The following is a 25,287-nucleotide window of genomic DNA, read 5'->3' as shown; positions in this document are numbered from 1 at the left end:
GAAAGGGTGCCCACTCGACGGGAAAGGGCGCCCACTCGACGGGAAAGGGTGCCCACTCGACGGAGAAGGGCTACACGCTGCGGCGATGAGCCGACGACGCGGCGACGAGGGATTCGCGGGCGCGGGCCACACGGGAACGTACGGTCCCGATCGGGCATCCGGTGACCTCGGCGACCTCCTGATACGACAGTCCGAGGATCTGGGTGAGCACCAGGGCTTCCCGACGTTCGGTCGGCAGATCCGCGAGCAGCATGTTGATCTCGACGAGATCTTCCCAGCGCACGTAGGACCGGCCCGCATGGGCGGCGTCGGCGGCCGAGACCCAGTCGACGTCGGCGTTCACCCGAGGTCGGGACTGGGCGCGGCGCACCTCGTCGGCGCAGACGCGTCGGGCGATCGACAGCAGCCAGGTCTTCGCGCTGGCCTCGGCCCGAAACCGCGGCAACGACCGCATGGCCCGCAGGAAGGTTTCCTGGGTCAGGTCGTCGGCGGTGCTCGCATGGCCGAGGTGGGCGATGAATCGCCACACATCGGTGTGGGTGGCCTCGATGAACGTCGTCAATGCGGCACGGTCGCCGGTGGCAGCCCGCAGCGCGGCACGGGTCAACGCAGCCTCGTGATCGGCTGGGTCGGTGTCGGCGGTGGACTCCATGACGGTGAGCCTATCGGGTCCGCGGCTGCGGCCACACGCTCAGGTGTGGTCGGGGGCGATCCCGAATCCCTCGAGCGTGCCGACGTAGCGTTTCGGTAGCGGCGGGGCGAACTCGCCGCTACTGGTCCCGGTGCGCAAGCCCATCGCGGCCATCGCCGCGAGCATGCCCACCCCCGCGGCGACGCCGTCGATGACCGGTGCGCCGATCTGCGCCGACATGCGTCGCGCGAGGTCGGCCATGCCGGCGCAGCCGAGGAGGATCGCGTCGGAACCGTCGGAGTGCAGGGCGTCGGCGCAGGCCTTGGCGAGGATATCGGCGGTGTCGGGGTTGGATTCGAGTTCCAGAACCGGGATGTCGCAGGCGTGAATACCGTTGCAGTGCTTCGAGAAACCGTAGTGGGCGACGAGATCCTCGGCTCGGCCGATGGTGCGTGAGAGCGTGGTGACCACCGAGAAGCCGCGACCGAGTGGGGCGGCGAGGTGCATGCCCGCCTCGGCGATGCCGAGGACCGGTGCGTCCGCGAGTTCGCGGGCCGCGTCGAGTCCCGGGTCACCGAAGCAGGCCAGCAGGTAGCCGTCGGCGTCGGGGTGAGCCGCGATCGCGTCGAGCACGCCGGGCACGGCGAGAGCCTCGTCGTAGTGACTCTCGATGGACGCCGGCCCCATCGCCGAGGTGACCGCGATGATCTGCCCATCGGCACGCACGACGGATCGTGCGGCCCTGGCGATCACCGCGGTCATCTCGGCGGTGGTGTTCGGGTTGATGACAACCAACTTCATGGGATCGCGCTCAGACCTTCGACATTCCGTCGCCGTCGGCATCGCCGGCGGTGACCTTGGTCGGGGTCTCGGCGACGGTGGTCGTCCCGTCGGCGGCCACCGAGATGTCGGTCGTCGTGGCCGCGGTCAGACCGGAGCCGTAGATGAACGACTTCGGTGCGAAGCGCATGCCGAGGTAGTAGAAGACCAGACCCGCCGCGGCGCCCATGAACCAGGTGAAGCTGGCCTGGTAGGCGGTGCCGAAGAGTACGAAGCAGATCGGGATGATCGACGCCGCGATCACCGACAGCACCGCGACCGGGTTCCAGCCGTTGCGGTAGAAGTAGGTGCCGGTGGACTTGGTGGAAAACAGGTCGTCGACCTCGATCTGCTTGCGCTTGATCAGGTAGAAGTCGGCGATGAGGATGCCGAACAGCGGACCGATCACCGCACCGAGGGTATCCATCGTGTAGTGGATCGCGTTGGCGTTGTTGAACAGATTCCACGGGGTGATCAGGACCGAACCGACCGCGGCGATCATGCCGCCCATCCGCCAGGTGATCTTCGTCGGCGCGACGTTGGAGAAGTCGAAGGCAGGGGAGACGAAGTTGGCGACGATGTTGATGCCGATGGTGGCGATCGCGAAGGTCAGCACGCCCAGTACGGCGGCGGTGGTGTTGTCGATGTGGTCGACGATGTGCACCGGGTCGGTGACGATCGCGCCGTCCTCGTCGCGGCCGATCACCGTTGCGCCCGCCGAGACGGTGCAGACCACCAGCAACGAGAAGAACAGGAAGTTGACCGGCAGACCCCAGAAGTTGCCCTTCTTGACCTCGCCGAAGCTCTTTCCGTAGCGGGAGAAGTCACCGAAGTTGAGCATCGGTCCGGAGAAATAGGAGACCACCAGCGCGAAGGCGCTGATCATGGCGGTGACCGAGGCCCATCCGGTGGTTCCGGTGCCCTCGGAGAGATCGAAGTGCACATTCGACCAGCCGGCCTCGATGATCAGGTAGCCGGCGAGCAGGATCATCACGACATAGACTGCGGGGCCGCAGAAGTCGATGAATTTGCGGATGGTGTCCATGCCGTTCCAGAACACGAGCGCCTGCAGCACCCACATCAGCACGAAGCCCGCCCAGCCCAGCGGTGCCAGGCCGAGGAAGGAGTGGATGTCCGGGTCGGCGTACTGCTCGAGTGACGGCCAGAACTTGATGGCGAGCAGGCCGAAGGCCACCGATGCCAGATATGTCTGGATTCCATACCAGACCACTGCGATCACGCCGCGGATGATCGCGGGGATGTTGGCGCCCTTGATGCCGAACGCAATTCGCGTGGTGACCGGGTAGGGGACGCCGGCCTGCTGCGACGGCCGGGCCACCAGATTGCACAGCAGATTGACCGCGACGATGCCGACGATCAAGGCCACCAGCACCTGCCAGGCGGCGATACCCAGCGCGAAAAGACTTCCGGCGAAGACATATCCGCCGACGCTGTGCACATCCGACATCCAGAAGGCGAAGATGTTGTACCACGTCCACGTCTGTTTCTTCAGCGGCGCAAGGTCTTCGTTGGTCAGTGACGGGTCGTACTCGGGTTTGATGACACTCTCACCGGCGGCGCTGTGATGCGTCGCGGCCTGTGGTACCTCTGTGGACATGGGGATTCTCCTTCGACTGATGCGATGGAGAACACGCTAAGAACGTTGTGTTACCCGGTGATTAATCGGTGGATATATTCTGTCGCAAGGCCATCTTTGCCACTTTTAACAACTCTTTGCTGATCCACAGATAGCACTTCTGAGTTGACGGCGCTTTCCCTACCGTTGACAGCGCTCTCCTGGACCTCGACAGCGCTTTGAGTCGTCGAACCGGTACCCGAAATGAGTGTTGCGCAGTCGAACCAAAGATCGGCAGAGCGCTTCCAATGAGGCGCGAGAGCGCTGTCAGCGGTGACGCGAGCGCTGTCAAGGGTGGGGTGAGCGCTGTCAGCGGTGACGCGAGCGCTGTCAAGGGTGGGGTGAGCGCCGTCGGTGAGGACGAGGGTGCTTCAGCTGGGACCGGTCTCACGGATGTCGGCGGTCTCCAAAATGGCCGCCTCCAGCCGGGAATGATGGGCGCGGGCGACCTGGAGAACGGTGGCCGTGTCACGATCGGCGAACGCCGCGAGCATCGCCTCGTGATCCTCGTTGAGCAGTGACTGGGTCGACGCACTGACGCTGCGCATGATCTGGAACGGTTCGGTGAGATTCCAGGTCGCCTCGAACATGGACAGCAGTCGGGGCATCCCGCACGGGTCGGTGAGGTGGGCGTGGAATTGCCGTGAGACGTCGTGGAACGATTTCCCGTCGCCCCATTTGGTGGCGGTCAGCAGCTGGTCGTGACAGTCCCGGGCCGCAGCGATGTCGGCATCGGTCACCCGATCGACCGCCCGGGCCAGCGCGGCCTGCTCGAGCACGCCACGGACGAAGTAGATTTCCTTCAGTTCCTCGGTGGACAACTCGCTCACCCGGTAGCCGGAGTTGCGTTGATGCACCACGAGACCTTCGCCGACAAGGGTTTTCAGAGCCTCGCGCACAGGGATTGGGCTCACCCGGTACGCGTCGGCGACCTCGCCGGGCGGAATGGTGGTGCCCGGGGGTGCGCCGCTCGAGAGGATCAGGCTGCGCAACTCCTCCTCGATGGTCGAATGATCACTGCGGGAACGCACTTCGATGAGCCGGGAGACGAGCGGATTCGGCCGGCGGCGGTTCACGACGGTCCCCGTCCGAATCCGGATCCGGCGCCGTCCCAACCGAATCCCGCAGCCCGCGCGTTCTGGGCCGAGGTGGCATGGGCCGCCCGCGCCGACGGATGCCGCCGGACCCAGTCGGCGATCGCGTTGGTCATCCGCTGCTGATTGTCGCGGATGACGATCTCGTGGCCCTCGTCGCCGAACATCAGCAACTCGGCGGTCAGTCCCCGGGCCCGCAATTCGTGCACGATCTGCTGGGACTCGCTGACCGGCACGTTCGTGTCGTGGGCGCCGTGGATCACCAGCAGAGGCGCGCGGACCTCGTCGATGCGGTGGATCGGCGAGAGGTCACGCAGCAACTCCCGGTCCGATTCGGGGTGACCGTACTTGGTGTAGGCGGCCACTGCGATCCACGGCTCGGTGTTGCGGAAGAAGGACTCCAGATCGCTCATCCCGCAGATCGCGATCCCGGCCGCGAACAGCTCCGGATGGAACGTCACACACGCCATGGTCAGGTATCCGCCGTAGGAGCGGCCCGACACGTACAGGGCATCGGGATCGGCAATGTTGTTGTCGGACAGATACAGTGCGCAGTCGGCGGCGTCATCGATGCCGGCGTAGCGGCCGTAGCGATCGTCGGCGTGGGAGAACAGTCGCCCGTAGCCGGACGAGCCGCGGACGTTCGGGGCGAACACGCCGATGCCGGCGTCGACGAGGGGACCGAACAGGAAGTGATAGTCGGGCCGGGTCTGGGCCTCCGGGCCACCGTGGAAATACAGCAGGTACGGGGTCGGCCCGGCATCGGGATCGGCGGCCGCGTCGATACGGGGCCGAAACAGCCATCCGGACAACTCCATTCCGTCCCGGGCGGAGAAGGTGTGCAGTTCCGGTCGCAGTGTGTGCGACGGGCCGGTGCCGACGACGACGTCGTCGCGGACGGCGGTCACCTCCCGGGACGTGGTGTTGATGAGGTGCACCAGCGGTGAACGTTGCGGGCTCGACACCGTCAGGGCGATCAGGGTGCCCGCCGCCGAGATCGACAGCTGCGAGGCCACCTCCCCCGGCAGGCCGATCGGATCGTGCAGCGTCTGATCCGGCAGGGTCATGATCTGTAACTCGCTGCGGCCGTCAACATTCCAGAGCATGGCGATGGTCGACTGATCGTGGCTGACCGCGAACTCGTCGAGGCCGACGTCGACGCGCTGCGCCAGCACGCGCACCCGCGTGCCGTGGCAGCCGACCTCCACACCGAGCAGGCGGGGGAACTTGGCGTCGAAGTCGCTGCGCACCACCGCCTGTACCGAGTCCAGGTCGCGTTCGACGTCCTGCGGCGGTCGCACGAACACCAGCGACGGATGGTCGAAACCCTGGTCGAGGATGTAGCCGTCGTCGGTCACCGAGCCCGGATCGTTGGGCAGCAGGGTGGTCATCTCGACCTCGGGATCGTCGCCGTAACCGAGGTGCACCCGTGCCGCGGAACGCAGGCGGGGTGAGGGGGTTGGCGAGATCCCGTTTCCCGGTGCGTGATTCGGGCTCGACGTGGTGTGCGCGTCGGCCCGGTCGCGGCGCCGAAGCAGCAGCATGTCGTGATAACCACGTGGTCCGACGCGCAGCAGTGTCGCTCCCTTCCACGAGTCGATGAGCGCGCCACCGACGCGGACGTCGAGGGTCTGCGTGGTGCCGGTGCTCGGGTGGATACGCAGCGAATGGGCGGTGCCGTCGGTGTCGGTGGCGGTGATCAGCACCCAGTCGGTGTCCCAGCCGACGAGGGTCACGGTGCCGAAGGATCGTCCGCCCGGTGAATACGGATCGCCGTCGGACCGGGTGGCGGCCACCCGGTGGGCGGTGTCGTCGTCGGGGTTGGTGGTGACCACCCAGACCTGGTGATGCTCACCGCCGCCGGGCGCCAACTCGACGGCCAGCCACTGGCCGTCGCTGGAGTGAACGAGTTTGCGGACCGGTCCGGTGGCCGGGACGCGCACCCAGCGCAGCTCGCCGACGCCCTCCGGGGTCAGGATACGTTGTGCGGCACGGGGATAACCAGTGCCGTCGTCGACGATGTAGGCGAACGCCGATCCGTCCGGGGACACCGACGGCGCATAGGTGTGCCAGCCGTTCTCGTCGAAACGCACCGAATGCGCGGGATCAGTGGGACCGGCCTCGATCCCGAAGGGCTCGGCCGGATCCGGAACGGACGCGGTCACGGCGCGGTGATGTCTTCCATCGACTGCAGCCACATCTCCAGCATGGCGACCTGCCACAGTTCGTTGCCGTCGAGGGTGGTGCGAATCCCGTTGGGATCGGCGAAGAGTCGATCCAGCGCGGCCGGACGATACAGTCCACGGTCCACCGCCGAGCGGGTCTTGAGCGCATCGGCCACCAGATCGAAGACCGGGCCCTCCAGATGCCGGATACCGGGCACCGGGAAGTACCCCTTGGTGCGGTCGATGACCGCCGACGGCAGCAGTGCGCGGCTGGCCTCCTTGAGCACGCCCTTGCCGCCATGAGCGAGTTTCAGGTCCGGCGGGCAGGTGGCGGCGAGCTCGACGAACTCGTGATCCAGGAACGGCACGCGAGCCTCCAGACCCCAGGCCATCGTCATGGTGTCCACGCGCTTGACCGGGTCGTCGACCAGCATGATCGTCGTGTCCAGGCGTAGCGCGGCGTCGACGGCGGTGTTGGCGCCGGGCGCGGACTGATGGGCGTAGGCGAACTCCCAACTCGGGTCGTAGTCGGAGTCGCCGACGAGGTAGTCGTCGGACAGGATCGCGGTGATGTCCTCATGCGACCGGTCGAAGAAGTACTCCCGGTACGCCTTGGTGGTCTCCGGGCGGGCGATGCCCGCCAGCGGCGGATACCAGGAGTAGCCGCCGAGGATCTCGTCGGCACCCTGACCGGACTGCACCACCTTGATCGACTTGCTGACCTCCTGGGAGAGCAGATAGAAGGCCACACAGTCGTGGCTGACCATCGGTTCGCTCATCGCGGCGATCGTGTCGGGCACCGCGGGCAACAGGCGGTCGGTGCCGATGTGGATCTTGTGATGATTGGTCGCGAAGGTGTCGGCGATGAGATCGGAGTACGCGTACTCGTCACCGGATTCGCCTGCGGCGGAATCGAACCCGATGCTGAAGGTAGCGAGGTCGTGCTGACCCTGTTCGGCCAGCAGAGCCACCACCAACGAGGAGTCGACGCCGCCGGACAGCAGCACCCCGACCGGCACGTCGGCGACCATCCGGCGCCGCACCGAGGTCCGCAGCGAATCCAGGATCTCGTGCTGCCATCGCTTCTCGTCCCAGTCGAGACGATCGGGGTGCGGTTCGAACGCCGGCTCCCAGTAGCGGCGTTCGGTGCTGCGGCCGTCGCGGGTGATGATGCGCACGGTGGCCGGCGGCAGTTTGCGGATGCCGTTGTACATGGTGTGCGGTGCCGGGACGACCGCGTGGAAGCTGAAATAGTGGTGCAGCGCGATCCGGTCGATGGAGGTGTCGACGTCACCGGCACGCAGCAACGCCTGCAACGACGATGCGAACCGCAACCGTCCCGGCGACTCGGCCAGATAGAGCGGTTTGATGCCGAGACGGTCGCGGGCCAGGGTGGTGGTCCCGGTGTCGGTGTCGGTGATCGCGAAGGCGAACATGCCGATCAGGCGGTCGACGCACTCCGATCCCCACGCGTGAAACGCCTTGAGGATGACCTCGGAGTCGGCGTGAGAGAAGAAGCGATACCCCATGCCCTCGAGTTCGGTGCGCAGCTCCTGATAGTTGTAGATGCAGCCGTTGAACACCATCGCCAGACCGAGCTCCGGATCGACCATCGGCTGGCTGCCACGCTCGGACAGGTCGATGATCTTCAGGCGCCGATGGCCCAGCGCGACATTGCCTTTCAGGTACACGCCGGCGGCGTCGGGTCCACGCCGAATCATCGCGCCGGTCATGGCCTCCACGGCGGTGACGTCGGGTACCGACCCGTCGAAGCGGATCTCACCGCAGACTCCACACATGTGATCAGTCCTTCCGTCGGTGCTGCGAGGTCATCGTCCCAGCCTATGAGGTCGGGCGCGGTGCGTCAGTGCAAGACGTCGAGGTGGGCGGGTCGGTGCTGGTCAGCGCGGTGTCACCCACGTCGTGATGTCGGCGTGGACGACCTCGGTGCCGTGCGTGTCGAGGATGCGGATCGACACCACCACCTCGGTGCCCTCGGTGATGGACTCGACGTCGAGCGGAGCGGTCAACGTCGCCTCCGCCGTCAACCGGGTGGTGGCCTTCGCCAGATACTGCGTCGACATCGCCTTGGGCAGCCACCGGTGGCTGGTCGGCAGGGTCGCCTCCATCAACATGCCCATCGCGGTCTCGGCGAGGTTGCAGGCGGCGATCGCGTGGAAGGTGCCGATGTGATTGTGGACGCCGAACCATTTGGGCGCGATGACGCGACAGAACCCCGGGCGCATGTCGTCGACGAGGGGCAGCACGGTGCCGAAGTAGGGGACGCGGGCGACCATCCCGACCGAGAACAAGACGTGTCCGAGGAGGTTGTCGGGCAGGCGGCGACGCAGTGCGTACGTGGCGCTGACGGGTGTGGAGTCGACCATGGCGACAACCTTACCGGCCGGTCAGTTGACTGATGGTCCCGGCGTCGCGGCTGTACGTCGGCTGGTAGATGCCCATCGACAAAGACGGCAAAACGGGCAAACAGTACGCCCGCGCACAGGGTTTTCGCAGCGGTCATCCATGTAATCATCACGAAATCGCTTGTAGCGTAACCACTTAGAAGCGGTGCTCCCGTTGCCGCCGCTCATTCGAAAGGATCTGAGGAATATGTCGACTCTCACTCTCAAGCGCACGGCCGCCGGGGTTCTCGCCGCCGGAGCCATCGTGACCGGAGTCGGCGCGGGCGCCGGCCTGGCCGACGCCGCGCCGACGCAGCAGCAGGGAACCCACCAGAGCCGGCCGCAGCAACAGCAACAGCAGCAGCCGCAACAACAACAGCCTCAGCGTCAGCAGCAGCCCCGCCGCCAGCAGACCCCGCAGCCGGCGCCGCGCCAGTCGACCCCGCACGGTTTCTGGTTCTTCGGATTCTGGATTCCGCTGCCCTGATCGGCTTGAGCGGGCGACCATGGATCCATGTCGCCCGCAGAGCCGCCCACGGCTCCGGAGGGCTCGTCGGCCCCGGAGAGCTCCCCGGCCCCGGAGAGCTCCCCGGCCCCGAGCTCCCAGACGTCGGGATCGCCGGGACGCCGTCGTGTTCCGTCGATCTGGTACACGGCGTCGATCCCGGTGATCGTCGGACTCATCATCTTCTTCATCCCCGCCCCCGACGGCGTCGACGCGAGCGGCATGCGGATGCTGGGCATCTTCGTCGCCACCATCCTCGGCCTGATCCTGCAGCCGTTGCCCACCGGTTCGGTGGCGCTGGTGGGATTGGCCGTCGCGATGATCACCAAGACGATGTCGGCCGCCGACGCCCTCGCCGGCTTCTCCAACACCACCATCTGGCTGATCGTGGCGTCGTTCTTCATCGCCGAGGGATTCATTGTCACCGGCCTCGGTAAGCGGATCGCGCTGCTCTTCGTCCGGGCGATCGGCAGGTCGAGTCTCGGACTGGCCTACGGCATGGCGGTCACCGATCTCATCCTGGCGCCGGCGACACCGTCGAACACCGCACGAGCCGGCGGCGTGGTGTGCCCGATCGTCCGGTCACTGGCCATCCTGGAGGATTCGACCCCCGAATCCGATGCCTCGCGGCGCAAGCTGGGCGCCTACCTGCTGCTGACCGCGCTGCAGGTCAACGTGATCACCTCGGCGATGTTCGTCACCGCGATGGCCGGCAACCCGCTCGCCGTCGACGCCGCCAAGGACAAGGGCATCGAGATCAGCTGGGGCAGTGGGCACTCGCCGCGCTCGTCCCGGGTCTGGTGAGCCTGATCGTGGTGCCGTGGGTATCTACGCGCCGACGCGGACGAAGACCCCGGAGGCCCCGGAGCTCGCGCGGAAGCAACTGCGTGAGCAGGGCGCGATGACGGTGCACGAATGGATCATGGGCGCCACCTTCGTGCTCCTGCTCGTGCTGTGGTGCCTCGGCGATCAGCTCGACGTGGACGCGACGACGACCGCCTTCGTCGGCATCGCCATCCTGCTCGTCACCGGGGTGCTCACCTGGAAGAATCTGGTGACCGACACCGGGGCATGGCAGACGCTGATCTTCTTCGGTGTGCTCGTCGCCATGGCCGACGAACTACGCAAGCTCAAGGTGATCGACTGGGTCGGCGGCAAGGTGGCCGACAGCGTCGGCGGGCTGCCCTGGTTGGCGGCCTTCGCGGTGCTCACCCTCGTCTACTGCTACGTCCACTACCTGTTCGCCTCCAACACCGCACAGATCGTGGCCATGTACGCGGTGTTCCTGGGTGCGGCCATCACCGCCGGTGCGCCACCGTTGTTCGCGGCGTTGGTGTTCGGCTTCATCGGCAACCTGTTCGGCGGTCTCGCGCACTACTCCTCCGGGCCAGCGGGAGTGATGTACGGATCGGGCTACATCAAGACCACCGAATGGTTCCGTGTCGGATTCCTGATGTCGATCGTGATCATCGTCGTCTGGACCGCGGTCGGTGCGCCGTGGATGAAACTCATCGGCGTGTGGTGAGGGACTCGGCGAGCACCGTGGCGGTCAGCGGTAGTGGTCAGTCGGCCTTGTGCCGGAACGAGAAACGCAGAGCCTCACGGTTGACGCCGGCCACCGCGTCGAGCGGGATACCGGCCGGGCACACCGTCGCGCATTCGCCGTAGGTGGAGCACGGACCGAAGTCGGCCTCCATCTGGCCGGTGATCGCCCGGGCCCGCCTGCCGCGTTCGCGTTTGCCGTAGGTGAGGGCGGCAAGGTGCAGGAGTTTGGCGCCGGTGAACAGATGCGCGGCGCCGTTCGGGCAAGCCGCCACACACGCGCCGCATCCGATGCACGCCGCATAATCCAGTGCGGTCTCACTGGTGTCGTGATCGACGAGGTGGTCATCGGCGTCGGTGGCCTGCCCGGCGTTGACGGCGACGTGGCCACCGGCCTCGATCACCCGGTCCAGCGCCGAGCGATCCACCACCAGATCGCGGATGACCGGAAAAGACTTGGCGCGCAACGGTTCCAGCTTGAGGTGGGTGATGTCACCGAAATGCCGCAGATGCTGACGGCACGACGGCGTGTTCGGGGTCGGGCCGTGTGGGCGGTCGTTGACCATCATCCCGCACGACCCGCAGACACCCTCCCGGCAGTCGGAGTCGAAGGCGATGGGTTCCCGGCCGTCGGCGACGAGGTGATCGTTGAGCCGGTCGAGGACGTCGAGCAGTGACATCTCCGGGGTGGCGTCGTCGAGGGTGTAGGTCTCGAAGGTGCCCGGGGCATCCGCGTCGGACTGGCGCCAGGCCTCGATGGTGATCTTCATCTGCGAGCCCTCACTTGTAATTGCGGGTCTGGAGCGGAACCGCGCTGAACGACAACGGTTCGGCATGACGGATGTGTGCCCCCTCCGGGGTGGTCTCCCACGCGGAGGCGAAGCAGAAGTTCTCGTCGTCGCGCATCGCCTCACCGCCGGGCGTCTGGTGATCGACACGGAAGTGAGCGCCGGCGGATTCGGCGCGGTCGAGGGCGTCGACGCACATCACCTCGGCGAGTTCGAGGAAGTCGGCGACCCGCCCGGCGCGTTCGAGCTCCTGATTGAACGCCCGCCCCGAACCGACCACCCGCACGTCGGACCAGAACTCCTCGCGCAGGGCGCGGATGTCACCGATCGCGGTGACCAGGCCGTCGACACTGCGGGCGACGCCGCAGCCGCGGTACAGGATCTCGCCGAGTCGGCGGTGAAAGCGGTCCGGGCCGGTGGTCCCGTCGACGGCAATCAGTCGGGAGATGCGGTCGCGCACCGCCTCGGCGGTCTCGAGCACCGCGTCATGGCCGAGATCGAGAGGCTCCTCGCCCAGCAGCGGCGCGAGGTAGTTCGGGACCGAGTACGGCAGGGTGAACCACCCGTCGACGCAGGCCGACAGCAACGAGTTGGCACCGAGCCGGTTGGCCCCGTGGTAACCCCAGCCGACCTCGCCGCCGACGAACAGTCCGGGGATCGACGTCATCTGATCGAAGTCCGACCACAGCCCGCCCATGGTGAAGTGTGCCGCCGGTGCGATCCGCATCGGCACCTCGTAGGGGTCCTCGCCGGTGGCGTCGCGATACATCGTGAACAGGTTGCCGTAGCGTTCGGCGATCGTCGGTTTGCCCAGTCGTGCCAGGGCGTCGGCGAAGTCGAGGTAGACGCTGTTGTGCAGGGGGCCGACGCCGTGGCCGGATTCGATCTGCTCGCGCGCGGCGCGCGAGGCCACATCACGCGGGGTGAGGTTGCCGTAGGTCGGGTACTTGCGTTCGAGGTAGTAGTCGCGTTCGGCGTCGGGGATGTCGCCCGGCGGGCGGTCGTCACCGGGCTTCTTCGGCACCCAGATCCGGCCGTCGTTGCGCAGCGACTCACTCATCAGGGTGGTCTTGGTCTGCCAGGGGGCGCTGACCGGCAGGGCCGTGGGATGGAACTGGATGAACGACGGTGAGGCCAGCAGCGCGCCGCGGCGGTGCGCGCGCCACGACGCCGTCGCATTGCAGTTGCGGGCGAGGGTCGACTGGAAATAGACGGTGCCGTAGCCGCCGGTGGCCAAGACCACCGCGTGGGCGGTTTCCGCGCCGATCTCGCCGGTCACCAGGTCGCGGGTGATGATGCCCTGGGCACGGCCGTCGACGACAATCAGGTCGAGCATCTCCTGGCGGGTGTGCAGGGTGACCGATCCGGCGCCCACCTGCCGCAGCAGTGCCTGTGATGCGGCCACCTGCAACTGCTGCCCGGTCTGGCCGCGGGTGTAGTAGGTGCGAGAGACCTGCACGCCACCGAAGCTGCGAGTGGCCAGCGCGCCCCCGTATTCGCGGGCGAAGGGCGCACCGATGGCGTTGAGGTGATCGATGACGCGCACCGATTCCTCGGCGAGCCGGAAGGCGTCGGCCTCGCGGCCGCGGAAGTCGCCGCCCTTGACGGTGTCGACGACGAAGCGGTGGATCGAATCGTTGTCGACCTTGCGGGCGCGGGCGGCGTTGATGCCGCCCTGCGCGGCGACGCTGTGGGCGCGGCGCGGGGCGTCGTGGAAGGTGAACGACGAGACGTGGTAGCCGAGTTCGCCCAATGCTGCGGCGCAGCCGGAACCGGCCAGTCCGGTGCCGACGACGATCACCCGGAACTTGCGCCGGTTCAGCGGACCGACGACGCGGTAGGCGTCTCTTCGGCGCTGCCAGGCGGTGGCCGGGTCGCCGTCGGGGGCGCCGGAACTCAGCTCGCCGCCGAGGGTGCGCAACGCGTCGAGGTCAAGAGCGGGTGCGGGTGCGGCATGGGTCATGTCAGTTCACCACTCCGGTCAGGACGGCCAGCGGGATCGTGATGTTGCCGAGCATGACGGCCGCGGCGATCAGCGCGCCCACCACCGCCCACACCTGGCGTAACCGCTTTCCGGTGCCGCCGAGGTCGTTGATCACGCTCCACAGTCCGTGCAGCAGATGCAGTCCCAGGAGCACCATCACCAGGATGTAGAACAGCGCCATCGGCCAGCGGTGGAAACTGTCGATGACGTTGTTGTAGGCGTAGGAGCGGTCACGGGTGGCGGCCTCGTATCCGTCGGAGGCGACCGGTGTGGTGCCCGTCGTCAGATCCAGGATGTGGATGACGATGAAGACCAGCAGCACGATCCCGGTGTACGGCATGATCGTCGCCGGAATCCGCTTCCAGCTCATACCCTTTCGCCGGAATCGGCCCTTGGCCTTGTGGGAGCGTCCGATCAGCATGAACGACGCACCCACGTGTGCGATCAGGCACACCAGCAGCACTGCACGGAAGATCCACAGCGCGCCCTCGTAGGGGAGCAGCGGCTCGAGCAGGGTGCGCAACCAGTGCGCGTAGTCGTCGAAGTGCTGCGCGCCTGTATAGATCTTCAGGTTGCCGATCATGTGGACCAGCACGAACAACGCGAAGACCGTGCCGGTCAGGGCCATCGTCACCTTGAGCGTGACGTTCGACGGCCGCGGCCGAGGTGCGGTCGGCATCGGGGTGACCGCACGCGGGGTGGAGACCGCGGGCGCGTCGGCGCCGGAGGCTGGTGCGCCGGACTGCGGTGGGATGAGCGTGCTCATGTCAGGCCTTCCCAGTCGGCTCGGGGGCCGGCGAGCCGGATGACGGGTCCCTACCGAGCAACGGTAGGTGGATCGGTGCCGGGTTGCCGGGCGAATCGCCGCTTCGCTCGGCCTCGCCTGCACGCGCGCCCGCGTGAGACCGTCCGGCGGGGGGAGCCATCGCCCGAGCTCAGACCCGGATTTGAATCCCGACCCGCATGTGGTGCATACTTGTCGGGTTGCCTGACGGCGGACGCAGGGATTTCTTGCGGCCTTCTGCACCTCGGTGTGCCGGCGGGTGAATGACTCCCAGGCCCGGACAACGGGGACTGGGCGTGTAACGCGTGCTCCGAATTCGGTTCACGGCCACGACACGCCCGACCGCGGGTGCCGGAGCAACCAGGCTCGTCCCAGTGACGAGTCAACGTACAACGACAGATGAACAGCGTCGATCCCCGACTCTCACGCGAGGATCTCTGTGCCCATCGGCGATGTGTGTCGCCGCCTGAGCACGCGGTGTTTGTCTGTCGAGAACAACTGACGGAAGAGGACACAGCGTGGCGGGACAGAAGATCCGCATCAGGCTCAAGGCCTACGACCACGAGGCGATCGACGCTTCGGCGCGCAAGATCGTGGAGACCGTGACCCGTACGGGTGCACGTGTCGTCGGCCCGGTGCCGTTGCCCACCGAGAAGAACGTGTACTGCGTCATCCGTTCGCCGCACAAGTACAAGGACAGCCGCGAACACTTCGAGATGCGTACCCACAAGCGACTCATCGACATCCTCGACCCGACGCCGAAGACGGTCGACGCGCTGATGCGCATCGACCTGCCGGCCAGCGTCGACGTCAACATCCAGTAGGCGGGGGGCGAAGAGAATCATGAGCAATCAATCTGCGACCAAGGGCATTTTGGGCACCAAGCTCGGCATGACCCAGGTCTTCGACGAAAACAACCGTGTCGTTCCGGTCACCGTCATCGCGGCGGGCCCGAACGTCATCACCCAGCTGCGTACCGCGGACCGTGACGGCTACACCGCCGTCCAGCTCGCCTACGGCGCCATCGATCCCCGCAAGGTCAACAAGCCGGTCGCCGGTCAGTATGCGAAGGCCGGGGTCACCCCGCGCCGTCACCTGGCCGAGATCCGTGTTGCCGACGTCAGCGAACTCGAGATCGGTCAGGAACTGACCGCCGAGATCTTCGCCGATGGTGCGCTGGTGGATGTCACCGGCACCTCCAAGGGCAAGGGCTTCGCCGGCGCCATGAAGCGTCACGGCTTCTCCGGTCTGGGTGCCAGCCACGGCGCTCACCGCGTGCACCGCGCACCGGGCTCGATCGGTGGCTGTGCCACCCCGGGCCGCGTGTTCAAGGGCATGCGGATGGCCGGACGCATGGGTAACGACAAGGTGACCACGCAGAACCTCACCGTCCACAAGGTGGACGCCGAGGCCGGCCTGCTGCTGATCAAGGGAGCGATCCCGGGTCGCAAGGGCGGCGTCGTGGTGGTTCGCGATGCAGTGAAGGGTGGTTCCAAGTGAGCACCGCAACCAAGCTGACGCTCGACGTCAAGGCGGCCGACGGTTCGACCAACGGCACCGTCGACCTGCCCGCCGAGCTGTTCGACGCACCGGCCAACATCTCGTTGCTGCACCAGGTCGTGGTGGCCCAGCAGGCCGCCGCGCGTCAGGGCACGCACGCCACCAAGACCCGCGGCGACGTCCGCGGTGGTGGCGCCAAGCCGTACCGGCAGAAGGGCACCGGTCGCGCCCGTCAGGGTTCGACCCGCGCACCGCAGTTCGCCGGCGGTGGCACCGTGCACGGTCCGCAGCCGCGTGACTACAGCCAGCGCACCCCCAAGAAGATGAAGGCGGCCGCCCTGCGCGGCGCGCTGAGCGATCGTGCTCGCAACGAGCGCATCCACGTGATCACCGAACTGGTTGCCGGTCAGGTCCCTTCGACCAAGACCGCCCGCCAGTTCCTGGAGAGCCTGACCGACCGTCGCAAGTTCCTGGTCGTGCTGGGCCGCGAGGATCTGACCGCGTGGAAGAGCGTGGCGAACCTGGGCAACGTCCTGCCGATCGCCGCCGATCAGCTCAACACCTACGACGTCCTCGACGCCGACGATGTGGTGTTCAGCGTGGAGACGCTCAACGCGTTCATCGCCGCAAACACCAAGACCAACGCAGAGGAGGCGTGAGCATGGCTACCCAGGCCAACCCGCGCGACATCATCCTGGCGCCGGTGATCTCGGAGAAGTCCTACGGGCTCATGGAGGAGAACGTGTACACCTTCCTGGTGCACCCGGACTCCAACAAGACGCAGATCAAGATCGCCATCGAGGCGATCTTCGACGTGAGTGTCGACAGCGTCAACACCGCGAACCGGCAGGGCAAGCGTAAGCGGACCCGCTACGGCTTCGGCCAGCGCCGCTCGACCAAGCGTGCCTTCGTGACGCTGACGGCCGACAGCAAGCCCATCGAGATCTTCGGAGGCTCGGTCAGCTGACCGGGACTCTTGGAATAGAGGGACTTTCACATGGCTATTCGTAAGTACAAGCCGACGACCCCAGGTCGCCGCGGATCGAGTGGCTCGGATTTCGCCGAGATCACCCGCGACCACCCGGAGAAGTCGCTGGTGCGTCCGCTGCACGGCCGCGGTGGCCGTAACGCGCACGGTCGCATCACCACCCGTCACAAGGGCGGCGGTCACAAGCGCGCCTACCGTCTGATCGACTTCCGTCGCAACGACAAGGACGGCGTCAACGCCAAGGTCGCACACATCGAGTACGACCCCAACCGCACCGCGCGGATCGCGTTGCTGCACTACGTCGATGGCGAGAAGCGCTACATCATCGCGCCCAAGGGTCTGTCCCAGGGCGACGTGGTGGAGAGCGGTCCGACCGCCGACATCAAGCCCGGCAACAACCTGCCCCTGCGCAACATCCCGACCGGTACCCAGGTGCACGCCGTGGAGCTGCGTCCGGGTGGCGGCGCCAAGATGGCCCGCAGCGCCGGTGCGTCGATCCAGTTGCTCGGCAAGGAAGGCGCCTACGCCACCCTGCGTATGCCCTCCGGTGAGATCCGTCGCGTCGACGTGCGCTGCCGCGCCACCGTCGGCGAGGTGGGCAACGCCGAGCAGAGCAACATCAACTGGGGCAAGGCGGGCCGTATGCGCTGGAAGGGCAAGCGCCCGACCGTCCGCGGTGTCGTGATGAACCCGGTCGACCACCCGCACGGTGGCGGCGAGGGCAAGACCTCCGGTGGTCGCCACCCGGTCAGCCCGTGGGGTCAGCCGGAAGGCCGTACCCGTAAGAACAAGGCCAGCGACAAGCTCATCGTCCGTCGCCGGCGCACCGGTAAGAACAAGCGATAAGAAACAGGAGGAGGTAGAAGAATGCCACGCAGCCTCAAGAAGGGCCCGTTCGTCGACGACCACCTTCTGAAGAAGGTCGATGTTCAGAACGAGAAGGGCACCAAGCAGGTCATCAAGACCTGGTCGCGTCGTTCGACCATCATCCCGGACTTCATCGGTCACACCTTCGCCGTCCACGACGGTCGCAAGCACGTGCCGGTGTTCATCTCGGACAACATGGTCGGGCACAAGCTGGGTGAGTTCGCGCCCACCCGCACCTTCAAGGGTCACATCAAGGATGACCGGAAAGCGAAGCGCCGGTAATGACCACTCAGACCGATAACCCCACGGCACAGGCGACCGCGAAGTTCGTTCGCGTGACGCCGATGAAAGCGCGTCGCGTGATCGACCTGATCCGCGGCAAGAACGTCGACGAGGCACTCGACATCCTGCGGTTCGCCCCGCAGTCGGCTTCCGAGCCGGTGTACAAGGTCCTCGCCAGCGCCGTCGCCAACGCGGAGAACAACCAGGATCTGGATCGCCGGAGCCTGGTCGTCGCCACCGCGTTCGCCGACGAAGGCCCCACGATGAAGCGGTTCCAGCCGCGTGCGCAGGGTCGTGCGTTCCGTATCCGCAAGCGCACCAGCCACATCACCGTGGTCGTGGAGAGCTTGCCGGAGAAGGCCGGAGCGTCGCGCGGCCGTTCGCGTCAGCCGAAGAAGAAGGGAGCCTAGTAGTGGGCCAGAAAATCAACCCGCACGGCTTCCGTCTGGGCATCACCACCGACTGGAACAGCCGTTGGTATGCCGACAAGCAGTACGCGGACTACGTGAAAGAGGATGTCGCCATCCGCAAGCTCCTCTCGCAGGGGCTGGAGCGGGCCGGCATCGCCAAGGTGGAGATCGAGCGCACCCGTGACCGGGTCCGCGTCGACATCCACACCGCCCGCCCGGGCATCGTCATCGGTCGCCGCGGCGCCGAGGCCGATCGCATCCGCGGCGAGCTGGAGAAGCTGACCGGCAAGCAGGTGCAGCTGAACATCCTCGAGGTGAAGAACCCTGAGTCCGAGGCCCAGCTGGTGGCCCAGGGTGTCGCCGAGCAGCTGAGCAACCGTGTGGCGTTCCGCCGCGCGATGCGCAAGGCGATCCAGTCGGCGATGCGTCAGCCGAACGTCAAGGGCATCCGGGTGCAGTGCTCGGGTCGCCTGGGCGGCGCAGAGATGAGCCGTAGCGAGTTCTACCGCGAAGGTCGTGTGCCGCTGCACACCCTGCGCGCCGACATCGACTACGGCCTGCACGAGGCCAAGACCACCTTCGGCCGGATCGGCGTGAAGGTGTGGATCTACAAGGGCGACATCGTCGGTGGACGTCGCGAGCTGTCCGCAGCCGCACCGGCCGCCGAGGACCGTCGTCCGCGCCGCCCCAGTCGTCCCCGCCGCAGCGGTGCCTCGGGCACCACCGCCACGAGCACCGACGCAGGTCGCGCTGCCGAGGCACCTGTGGAGGCAACGGCCGGTGCCGGCGCCGAGAAGCAGGAGGGCTAGGCAATGTTGATCCCACGTCGGGTCAAGCACCGCAAGCAGCACCACCCGAGCCTGAAGGGTCAGGCCAAGGGCGGCACCAAGGTGACGTTCGGTGATTTCGGCATCCAGGCCATGGAGAGCGCCTACATCACCAACCGTCAGATCGAGTCCGCTCGTATCGCCATCAACCGGCACATCAAGCGTGGCGGCAAGGTCTGGATCAACATCTTCCCGGACCGTCCGCTCACCAAGAAGCCGGCCGAAACCCGCATGGGTTCGGGTAAGGGTTCGCCCGAATGGTGGGTCGCCCCGGTCAAGCCGGGTCGCGTGCTGTTCGAGATGACCTACCCGGACGAGCAGACCGCTCGCGAGGCACTGCGCCGCGCGCAGCACAAGCTGCCGATCAGGACCCGAATCGTGACCAGAGAGGAGAAGTTCTGATGGGACTCGGAGTTGCCGCAGCCGAGCTGCGTGACCTCAGTGACACCGATCTGGTCGACCGCTTGAAAGAGTCGAAGGAAGAGCTCTTCAACCTTCGGTTCCAGATGGCCACCGGTCAGCTCGACAACAACCGTCGCCTGCGTACCGTGCGTCGCGAGATCGCGCGCATCTACACGGTGATGCGTGAGCGCGAGCTGGGACTGGCGTCGGGACCGGAAGGCGATGACGCATGAGTGAGGACCAGAAGGTGACCGAAACCAACGAGACGACCCGGGCGCGCCGCAAGGAGCGCATCGGTTACGTCGTCAGCGACAAGATGCAGAAGACCATCGTGGTCGAGCTGGAAGATCGTACGCGGCATCCGCTGTACGGAAAGATCATCCGGACCACCAAGAAGGTCAAGGCCCACGACGAGAAGGGCGATGCCGGCATCGGCGACCGCGTGCGGATCATGGAGACCCGCCCGCTGTCGGCGACCAAGCACTGGCGTCTCGTCGAGGTGATGGAGAAGGCCAAGTAAGGCTCCTCCCAACGAGATTCATATCGAAGCGACCCGCTTCCGGCATTGTCCGGACGCGGGTCGCTTTGTTGCCGGCGACGAGGGTTCCGCGGAACGCTCCAATCGCCGCAGCGCTCACCGCAGACAGAGATCCATCCGCTGTCGGCGACCAAACGGTGCCTTGATCCGCGCATGACGGATGCGACCGTGCCCGTGCTGTGCCTGCCGGTACTGGTGTGGGCGGCTGTTGACGTAGCCCGATGTGACCGGGCCACTGCAGTTCGTGGTCGCGGGCTGCGCGCTGGGCAACCCGCACTGGCACATTCTGCCGATCAACGTAGATACCGTCCGTGGTGCGGGCCGAGGGCATCACGCTGCGTGAGGCCGTGCAGGAACCGCTGCTCGGTGTCGGGAGCGGCATCGTGTGTTCGGTGCCACCCTGATCCCGATCGTCCCTCCCGTCATCGAGATCGGCGACATCGGCTGAGGGCGGCCTATGCGGCGCCGGCGCTCACCGTCCTCCGGATGCTCCCGGCGGCGCTCGCGCTGCTCGGCACTCGACTTTCGATGCGCGACGTGGCGCTCCTCCGCGCCGCATGACCGATCGCGCGCACGGGATTTGTGACGTGCCCGCATCAGATCGTGCCGAATCCGCCGAGGACGCAACCGCCTCGCCTGCGGTTCGTGATCAACGGGATTGACTTGTCCGGTGAGCGCTGACGCCGAGTTGAGTTCCCTGGCCGCCTCCGCGGATCGGTTGCGTGCGCTGGCCGCCGCATCCGAGTGGGGTGAGCGGTCGATCGCGCCGCTGGCCGAGGCGGCCGAGGAGATGATCACGGCCGCGAATGCCGACGCCAACGGCGTCGGAGCGGCCGGCGCATCCGGGTACTGGGCCGGGCGGGCCCGTCGGCTCCTCGATGACGAGACGCCTCCGCCGGCCGCGTCGTCGGGTCCCACGGCCGCCGCGGACACCGTGATCGCCGTATCCGTCGCGCAGGCCGCACTGGCTCAGGCGGCACTCGTGGCGGCACACTCAACTCGGTCGGGCGACACCGACGAGGACGAGGGTCGTGAACTGATCGGCGGAATGCGTGACGCGTCGTCGCAGGTGCGGCGGCAGACGATCGGCGAACTCGGTCACGTGTTCGCCGACCGTCCGCACAAGATCTTGATCCGCCTCGCGATCACCCTGGGCGTGTCCATCGCGATCGTGGTGATCTATCGGGTCACCGGGCTCAGCGAGAAATACGACTCCTACAGCGCGTTGGCGTTGTTCCTGCTGTCGGCGGTCGTCGGCAGCAGCGTCTGCACCAATGCGCTGTGCGTCGACTCTCTCCGGGTGCGCGACGAGATCGAGGGCGGAGATCCGTTGTGGCGCATTCTGATCGGTAAGAATCTCGCCATGCTGGCGGTCACGCTGATCGCCGGTTCGATCGTCATCGGGGTGCTGTACCGGGTGGACGACGACGCCGGGGTGGGATCGATGTTCGATCAGCTGCTGACGATGACCTTCATCTGGCTGGGCGTCGGCAATGTGCTGTCGGTGGTGTATCCGCTGCGCGCCGAACCGCTGACGGCGCGGATCAAGGACGACACCTGGAAGGCCTACCTGCAGGGATTCGCGGTGTCCTATGTCGTGGGTCTCGCGGTGAACCTGATGATCTACTGGCGTCTGTGGGCCAAGGACGCGGCCTCGGACAACCTGGCCGGTGGGCAATGGGGCGCCTTGGCTGCCGTGCTGGCCAGTTCGGTCGGGGTGTGGGTGCTGCTGAGCGTGCTCGCCGTGGTGTGCGCGGAGTATCCGCCGATCCGTCGGGCGTTGTCGCGGGAGATGGCGGGACGGGGGTGATGACGCGGAATTGGGCTCACACGGTGTCGGCGATGGCCGCGATCACGATGGCGATGTTCCAGAGCAGGCCGATGCCACCGAGTACCACGCCGGAGATCGCCACCCCACGAAACCGTGCCGACGGCGGAAGGTCCGGTCGGGCATTGGACATGCCGATGCTCTTGAGACCCAGGTAGATCGCGAGGCCGGCCGTCACGAATCCCGGAACGATCAGGCACACCGCGAAAAACGACACCAGACCACACACCAGCGCCCAGGTGGCGTAGTTCTTGATCTTGGGATCGGCCGGTGCGAATCCGGCGATGCCGGGCGCGGACGGATAGCCGGGAGGATAAGGGGCCGCCGCCGGGTGCGGAACGACATTCGGCGTCGCCGAGTAGGGCGCGGGTGTCACACCGGGCGACACCGGCGGCAGCGGGGAGTGTTCGGGCTGCTGTGGTGGCGCGTAGCCGGTGTGTGCGCCCGACGATGTGGACTGCGAACCGGGGTTCTTGGCGAGATTCGGGGCGGCTTGCGCGCCCGGAGCCGGGGCAGGCGGCGTGTATGCGGGCGGTGCCACGGTGGGCGGCGCCGCGTTCGCCGCCAGCGCGGCACGTAGATCGGCGGCGAAGTCCGAGCACGACGCGTAACGCCGGTCGGGCTGCTTGTCCATCGCACGTGCGAGTACCTGATCGACGCGGGACGGCAGGTCGGGGCGTCGGGCGGTGACCGGCGGAGGTGGCGTCGACAACTGCGACCGGATCAGGGCCGGTGCACTGCTGCTCTCGAAAGGTGTTGCACCACTGAGGAGTTGGTAGGTGGTGCAGGCGAGGGAGTACTGATCGGCGCGGCCGTCGAGGGTGTCGCCGGCGAGTTGTTCGGGAGACGAGTAGGCGAACGAGCCGACCGTGAGGTTGGTGGCGGTCAGCCGGGTGTTGTCGAAGATCGGGCGGGCGATGCCGAAGTCGGCGAGCAGGACGCGGCGTCGTCGCGACGGCCCCGACGGATCGCTGAGCAGGATGTTGGCGGGTTTGACGTCGCGGTGCAGCAGATTGCGTGCGTGGGCGTGGTCGAGGGCGTCGGCCACCGCCTCGGTGATCTGCTCGACATCGGCGACGGCCAGGCCCCGCGGATGGGGGGCGAGCAGTTCGGCGGCATCGGTGCCCTCGATGTAGCGCATGGTGATCCACAGCTGGCCGTCGAACTCGCCGCGATCGTAGACGTCGACGATGTTGGGGTGATCGAGCGAGGCCGCGAGATCGGCCTCGCGGGTGAAGCGGCGGCGGAACGACTCGTCGGCCGAGAGGTCCGCCGGGAGAACCTTCAGCGCGTCGCTGCGCGGTAGTCGCGGATGCTGCACGAGGTACACCTCACCCATGCCGCCCGCACCCAGCTTCCGGACGACCCGGTACCCGGCGAATTCCTGTCCCACGACCAAAGCCACGGCGCCAGTCTAGCGAGGTCGACCGACAGTCCGGACGAACCCGACATCCGTGCAGGCCGGCCCGAAACGCGACTCGGCCCGTCCGACGCGAGCGTCGGACGGGCCGGTGATCGGTTGCGGTGCCACGCCCGGAGAGGTGGCCGGCGGGTCTTCCCAACCGTCGCGGTGAGCGGTCGTCCACCCCCGCCCACAGACCCACTGTAAGTCACCGGTGAGTCCGACGACAGGGACTTTGGACCCGATTTGATCAGTTGATCTGAGTCTGGAGCCAGGCCAGGGTGTCCGGGGTGACCGGGCGCGTGACGTCATCGAACTCGTGATTCTTCTTCAAGAAGGCGGCGGCCAGGGGGCAGACACCCACGATGACCTTGTCCTGCGCCCGGGTATCGGCCAGCGCCGCGGTGATCAGGATGGTCGCCAGGCCTCGGCCACCGAACTCCTCGGCGACCTCGGGGTGGAAGAAGATGCGCTCGAGGGCGCCGTCGTGCTCGCGTTCGCGATACACCGTGAAGCCTGCGACCTGTCCGTCGACGGCGATCTGGTAACGGTCGTGGTCGGGGACGTGGGTGACGGTGGCGTCGGCGCCGGTTCTGTCGAGGGGCATGTGCTCGAGGGTAGGCGATCGGCGTCATCTGGTTTTGTCCGTTGATTCCGCGACGCGGCGGTCCATTTTTGATCACTTGATCCAACAATGACAGTTGTTGTGATGGGCGGGGCGGATCGATCGACCAATTTCTTAAATAGAAATTGATCTTTAGCATATGAAACTGATCAATCGATCAGGGAATGGAATCCGCTATTGCTTTGTCGATCGTTTGATCAAGAAATGCGGTGGAGGGTATTTTCGCCGACGGGGCGGGATATGGGACGGATTTCCATGACTCGGCGGCACAGAAAACCCTCAGGTTCCTTTCAGGGAATCCGAAGGATGGTGGGGGTGAGATGGAATCCGGAATTGCGGTTGATGCATTCATTGTCGGCGCTGAGCGATTCCGTCTGAGATTGTCGGTGCTTCCGGATCATCGGTCGCAGTAGCGTCCGGCCGGGCACCGCCACGACATGCCACCAACACGCGCGCAGCGATACGATACCGTTCTCGGTATGGCAACGCTGACGGTCGTCGTGCCCGCCTACAACGAGGAGGCGACGATCGGTGCATGCCTCGATCACCTTCTCGAGCAGACCCGTCCCGTGGACGAGATCATCGTGGTCGACAACGCGTCCTCGGATCAGACCCGACAGATCGTCGAGGGCTATCGCGCCAGATTCCCGCAGGTGCGACTCATCGGCGAGCCACGCCCCGGTGTTGCCTACGCCCGACGTACCGGCTACGACGCGGCGACGGGTGAGATCATCGCGCGAACCGACGGCGACACCTTGGTGGGGCCCACATGGGCGGAGGGGATCGTCGAGGTGCTCGGTTCCGACGACGCCCGCGGTGGCGTTCGGGTCGACGGGGTCACCGGCCCGGCGTCGTACTGGGGAGGCGGACGGGCAACGCAGTGGTACGAGCGGCTGATGCTGCGCGGGACACTGATGCGCGAAGGTGGTTACGTGCCGTCGATGGTGGGGTTCAACTGTGCCATCCGGGCACGGTGTTGGCCGCAACTCCGTGACGGGCTCTCCTACCGACCGGATATCTGGGACGACGCCGATCTGAGCCTCGAGATGCGGGAGAGAGGCATGCGCGTGTTCTTCCACCCTGCGGTGAACGTGAGGACATCGCTGCGCCAGGTGCGCCACTCGCCATGGGCGAATCGCAAGTACATGCTGGGCGGCGTGCGCACGGCGTCGAGTTCTACCGCGAAGGTCGTGTGCCGCTGCACACCCTGCGCGCCGACATCGACTACGGCCTGCACGAGGCCAAGACCACCTTCGGCCGGATCG

At 66.6% G+C, this 25,287-nt stretch carries 25 protein-coding genes and 3 pseudogenes; 16 read left to right on the top strand and 12 right to left on the bottom strand.

Annotated features, from left to right (window positions below; translation table 11 throughout):
- Positions 1 to 70 precede the first annotated feature (70 nt).
- From ACWETB_RS19180 to ACWETB_RS19150, 7 genes are all read right to left on the bottom strand, one after another.
- Positions 71 to 652 (bottom strand): sigma-70 family RNA polymerase sigma factor, encoded by a 582-nt coding sequence (locus ACWETB_RS19180; protein ID WP_348809149.1) that lies wholly within the window; start codon positions 650 to 652, stop codon positions 71 to 73.
- 39 nt (positions 653 to 691) lie between these two features.
- Positions 692 to 1,432, bottom strand: coding sequence for an aspartate/glutamate racemase family protein (locus tag ACWETB_RS19175; protein WP_452212950.1), 741 nt, complete (start codon positions 1,430 to 1,432; stop codon positions 692 to 694).
- 10 nt (positions 1,433 to 1,442) lie between these two features.
- Entirely contained in the window at positions 1,443 to 3,068 is a 1,626-nt protein-coding gene (locus tag ACWETB_RS19170; RefSeq protein ID WP_452212948.1) for an NCS1 family nucleobase:cation symporter-1, read from the bottom strand.
- Between the two features lie 389 nt (positions 3,069 to 3,457).
- Positions 3,458 to 4,162, bottom strand: coding sequence for a GntR family transcriptional regulator (locus tag ACWETB_RS19165; protein WP_452212946.1), 705 nt, complete (start codon positions 4,160 to 4,162; stop codon positions 3,458 to 3,460).
- The gene (locus tag ACWETB_RS19160; RefSeq protein ID WP_452212944.1) at positions 4,159 to 6,345 is read right to left on the bottom strand and encodes an alpha/beta hydrolase family protein; all 2,187 of its coding nucleotides are present in this window, start codon (positions 6,343 to 6,345) and stop codon (positions 4,159 to 4,161) included. The genes ACWETB_RS19165 and ACWETB_RS19160 overlap by 4 nt, the downstream gene beginning before the upstream one ends.
- Positions 6,342 to 8,144, bottom strand: a complete 1,803-nt coding sequence (locus ACWETB_RS19155; RefSeq protein WP_452212942.1) for an N-acetylglutaminylglutamine amidotransferase — start codon at positions 8,142 to 8,144, stop codon at positions 6,342 to 6,344. The genes ACWETB_RS19160 and ACWETB_RS19155 overlap by 4 nt, the downstream gene beginning before the upstream one ends.
- A gap of 102 nt (positions 8,145 to 8,246) precedes the next feature.
- Entirely contained in the window at positions 8,247 to 8,732 is a 486-nt protein-coding gene (locus tag ACWETB_RS19150) for a hotdog fold domain-containing protein (RefSeq protein ID WP_348805567.1), read from the bottom strand.
- A 226-nt stretch (positions 8,733 to 8,958) separates the two neighbouring features.
- Between ACWETB_RS19150 and ACWETB_RS19145 the strand changes: the two genes are divergently transcribed.
- Both ACWETB_RS19145 and ACWETB_RS19140 read left to right on the top strand, forming a co-directional pair.
- Positions 8,959 to 9,237 (top strand): hypothetical protein, encoded by a 279-nt coding sequence (locus tag ACWETB_RS19145; protein ID WP_348805566.1) that lies wholly within the window; start codon positions 8,959 to 8,961, stop codon positions 9,235 to 9,237.
- Positions 9,238 to 9,264: 27 nt separating this feature from the next.
- Positions 9,265 to 10,780 (top strand): annotated as a pseudogene (locus ACWETB_RS19140) (DASS family sodium-coupled anion symporter).
- Between the two features lie 37 nt (positions 10,781 to 10,817).
- Here the strand turns inward: ACWETB_RS19140 and ACWETB_RS19135 are convergent.
- From ACWETB_RS19135 to ACWETB_RS19125, 3 genes are read right to left on the bottom strand one after another with little or no spacing between them, the layout of a single operon-like run.
- On the bottom strand, positions 10,818 to 11,567 hold the full coding sequence (locus ACWETB_RS19135) for a succinate dehydrogenase/fumarate reductase iron-sulfur subunit (protein WP_348805564.1): 750 nt from the start codon (positions 11,565 to 11,567) through the stop codon (positions 10,818 to 10,820).
- Positions 11,568 to 11,577: 10 nt separating this feature from the next.
- The gene (locus ACWETB_RS19130; protein ID WP_348805563.1) at positions 11,578 to 13,548 is read right to left on the bottom strand and encodes a fumarate reductase/succinate dehydrogenase flavoprotein subunit; all 1,971 of its coding nucleotides are present in this window, start codon (positions 13,546 to 13,548) and stop codon (positions 11,578 to 11,580) included.
- A 1-nt stretch (position 13,549) separates the two neighbouring features.
- A complete protein-coding gene (locus tag ACWETB_RS19125; RefSeq protein WP_348805562.1) occupies positions 13,550 to 14,335 on the bottom strand; it encodes a succinate dehydrogenase cytochrome b subunit in 786 nt (261 codons plus the stop codon).
- Between the two features lie 536 nt (positions 14,336 to 14,871).
- Between ACWETB_RS19125 and rpsJ the strand changes: the two genes are divergently transcribed.
- The 12 genes from rpsJ to ACWETB_RS19065 all read left to right on the top strand — a co-directional run bounded on the left by rpsJ (position 14,872) and on the right by ACWETB_RS19065 (position 21,977).
- On the top strand, positions 14,872 to 15,177 hold the full coding sequence (gene rpsJ / locus ACWETB_RS19120) for a 30S ribosomal protein S10 (protein WP_003938093.1): 306 nt from the start codon (positions 14,872 to 14,874) through the stop codon (positions 15,175 to 15,177).
- Positions 15,178 to 15,196: 19 nt separating this feature from the next.
- A complete protein-coding gene (rplC, locus tag ACWETB_RS19115; protein ID WP_348805561.1) occupies positions 15,197 to 15,853 on the top strand; it encodes a 50S ribosomal protein L3 in 657 nt (218 codons plus the stop codon).
- Positions 15,850 to 16,512, top strand: coding sequence for a 50S ribosomal protein L4 (gene rplD, locus ACWETB_RS19110; RefSeq protein WP_348805560.1), 663 nt, complete (start codon positions 15,850 to 15,852; stop codon positions 16,510 to 16,512). Before rplC ends, rplD begins: the two co-directional genes overlap by 4 nt.
- Before the next feature lie 2 nt (positions 16,513 to 16,514).
- Positions 16,515 to 16,820 (top strand): 50S ribosomal protein L23, encoded by a 306-nt coding sequence (gene rplW / locus ACWETB_RS19105; RefSeq protein WP_348805559.1) that lies wholly within the window; start codon positions 16,515 to 16,517, stop codon positions 16,818 to 16,820.
- A gap of 30 nt (positions 16,821 to 16,850) precedes the next feature.
- Complete coding sequence (gene rplB / locus ACWETB_RS19100; protein WP_348805558.1) at positions 16,851 to 17,687, top strand: 50S ribosomal protein L2; 837 nt, start codon at positions 16,851 to 16,853, stop codon at positions 17,685 to 17,687.
- Between the two features lie 21 nt (positions 17,688 to 17,708).
- On the top strand, positions 17,709 to 17,990 hold the full coding sequence (rpsS, locus tag ACWETB_RS19095) for a 30S ribosomal protein S19 (RefSeq protein ID WP_348805557.1): 282 nt from the start codon (positions 17,709 to 17,711) through the stop codon (positions 17,988 to 17,990).
- Entirely contained in the window at positions 17,990 to 18,400 is a 411-nt protein-coding gene (gene rplV, locus ACWETB_RS19090) for a 50S ribosomal protein L22 (protein WP_348805556.1), read from the top strand. Before rpsS ends, rplV begins: the two co-directional genes overlap by 1 nt.
- 2 nt (positions 18,401 to 18,402) lie before the next feature.
- Positions 18,403 to 19,209 (top strand): 30S ribosomal protein S3, encoded by an 807-nt coding sequence (gene rpsC, locus ACWETB_RS19085; RefSeq protein WP_452212937.1) that lies wholly within the window; start codon positions 18,403 to 18,405, stop codon positions 19,207 to 19,209.
- A 3-nt stretch (positions 19,210 to 19,212) separates the two neighbouring features.
- Positions 19,213 to 19,629: a 50S ribosomal protein L16 gene (rplP, locus tag ACWETB_RS19080; protein WP_452212935.1), complete on the top strand. Its 417-nt coding sequence runs from the start codon at positions 19,213 to 19,215 to the stop codon at positions 19,627 to 19,629.
- Positions 19,629 to 19,862: a 50S ribosomal protein L29 gene (gene rpmC, locus ACWETB_RS19075; protein ID WP_094600886.1), complete on the top strand. Its 234-nt coding sequence runs from the start codon at positions 19,629 to 19,631 to the stop codon at positions 19,860 to 19,862. Before rplP ends, rpmC begins: the two co-directional genes overlap by 1 nt.
- Positions 19,859 to 20,149 (top strand): 30S ribosomal protein S17, encoded by a 291-nt coding sequence (gene rpsQ, locus ACWETB_RS19070; RefSeq protein ID WP_348805553.1) that lies wholly within the window; start codon positions 19,859 to 19,861, stop codon positions 20,147 to 20,149. The genes rpmC and rpsQ overlap by 4 nt, the downstream gene beginning before the upstream one ends.
- Before the next feature lie 688 nt (positions 20,150 to 20,837).
- On the top strand, positions 20,838 to 21,977 hold the full coding sequence (locus ACWETB_RS19065; RefSeq protein WP_452212933.1) for an ABC transporter permease: 1,140 nt from the start codon (positions 20,838 to 20,840) through the stop codon (positions 21,975 to 21,977).
- Between the two features lie 16 nt (positions 21,978 to 21,993).
- Here the strand turns inward: ACWETB_RS19065 and ACWETB_RS19060 are convergent, their stop codons facing one another.
- Together ACWETB_RS19060 and ACWETB_RS19055 are read right to left on the bottom strand one after the other, a co-directional pair.
- Positions 21,994 to 23,400 (bottom strand): protein kinase domain-containing protein, encoded by a 1,407-nt coding sequence (locus ACWETB_RS19060; RefSeq protein ID WP_348805550.1) that lies wholly within the window; start codon positions 23,398 to 23,400, stop codon positions 21,994 to 21,996.
- 247 nt (positions 23,401 to 23,647) lie between these two features.
- Positions 23,648 to 24,004, bottom strand: a complete 357-nt coding sequence (locus tag ACWETB_RS19055) for a GNAT family N-acetyltransferase (protein WP_452212930.1) — start codon at positions 24,002 to 24,004, stop codon at positions 23,648 to 23,650.
- A 455-nt stretch (positions 24,005 to 24,459) separates the two neighbouring features.
- Between ACWETB_RS19055 and ACWETB_RS19050 the strand changes: the two are divergent.
- Both ACWETB_RS19050 and ACWETB_RS19045 read left to right on the top strand, forming a co-directional pair.
- A pseudogene (locus ACWETB_RS19050) lies at positions 24,460 to 25,143 on the top strand (glycosyltransferase family 2 protein); the annotation flags it as partial.
- 50 nt (positions 25,144 to 25,193) lie between these two features.
- Positions 25,194 to 25,287, top strand: a pseudogene (locus ACWETB_RS19045) (30S ribosomal protein S3); the annotation flags it as partial.

The organism is Gordonia sp. NPDC003950 (assembly GCF_053605205.1).
This window is presented reverse-complemented; position numbering and strand designations above follow the sequence as displayed.

Coding starts and splice junctions, on each gene's coding strand:
- rplC (WP_348805561.1), top strand. CDS start 15,197: ATGAGCAATCAATCTGCGACCAAGGGCATTTTGGGCACCAAGCTCGGC.
- ACWETB_RS19155 (WP_452212942.1), bottom strand. CDS start 8,144: ATGTGTGGAGTCTGCGGTGAGATCCGCTTCGACGGGTCGGTACCCGAC.
- ACWETB_RS19175 (WP_452212950.1), bottom strand. CDS start 1,432: ATGAAGTTGGTTGTCATCAACCCGAACACCACCGCCGAGATGACCGCG.
- ACWETB_RS19055 (WP_452212930.1), bottom strand. CDS start 24,004: ATGCCCCTCGACAGAACCGGCGCCGACGCCACCGTCACCCACGTCCCC.
- rpsS (WP_348805557.1), top strand. CDS start 17,709: ATGCCACGCAGCCTCAAGAAGGGCCCGTTCGTCGACGACCACCTTCTG.
- rplP (WP_452212935.1), top strand. CDS start 19,213: ATGTTGATCCCACGTCGGGTCAAGCACCGCAAGCAGCACCACCCGAGC.
- ACWETB_RS19170 (WP_452212948.1), bottom strand. CDS start 3,068: ATGTCCACAGAGGTACCACAGGCCGCGACGCATCACAGCGCCGCCGGT.
- rpsQ (WP_348805553.1), top strand. CDS start 19,859: ATGAGTGAGGACCAGAAGGTGACCGAAACCAACGAGACGACCCGGGCG.
- rplB (WP_348805558.1), top strand. CDS start 16,851: ATGGCTATTCGTAAGTACAAGCCGACGACCCCAGGTCGCCGCGGATCG.
- rpmC (WP_094600886.1), top strand. CDS start 19,629: ATGGGACTCGGAGTTGCCGCAGCCGAGCTGCGTGACCTCAGTGACACC.
- ACWETB_RS19125 (WP_348805562.1), bottom strand. CDS start 14,335: ATGAGCACGCTCATCCCACCGCAGTCCGGCGCACCAGCCTCCGGCGCC.
- rplV (WP_348805556.1), top strand. CDS start 17,990: ATGACCACTCAGACCGATAACCCCACGGCACAGGCGACCGCGAAGTTC.
- ACWETB_RS19135 (WP_348805564.1), bottom strand. CDS start 11,567: ATGAAGATCACCATCGAGGCCTGGCGCCAGTCCGACGCGGATGCCCCG.
- rplW (WP_348805559.1), top strand. CDS start 16,515: ATGGCTACCCAGGCCAACCCGCGCGACATCATCCTGGCGCCGGTGATC.
- ACWETB_RS19130 (WP_348805563.1), bottom strand. CDS start 13,548: ATGACCCATGCCGCACCCGCACCCGCTCTTGACCTCGACGCGTTGCGC.
- ACWETB_RS19150 (WP_348805567.1), bottom strand. CDS start 8,732: ATGGTCGACTCCACACCCGTCAGCGCCACGTACGCACTGCGTCGCCGC.
- ACWETB_RS19180 (WP_348809149.1), bottom strand. CDS start 652: ATGGAGTCCACCGCCGACACCGACCCAGCCGATCACGAGGCTGCGTTG.
- ACWETB_RS19145 (WP_348805566.1), top strand. CDS start 8,959: ATGTCGACTCTCACTCTCAAGCGCACGGCCGCCGGGGTTCTCGCCGCC.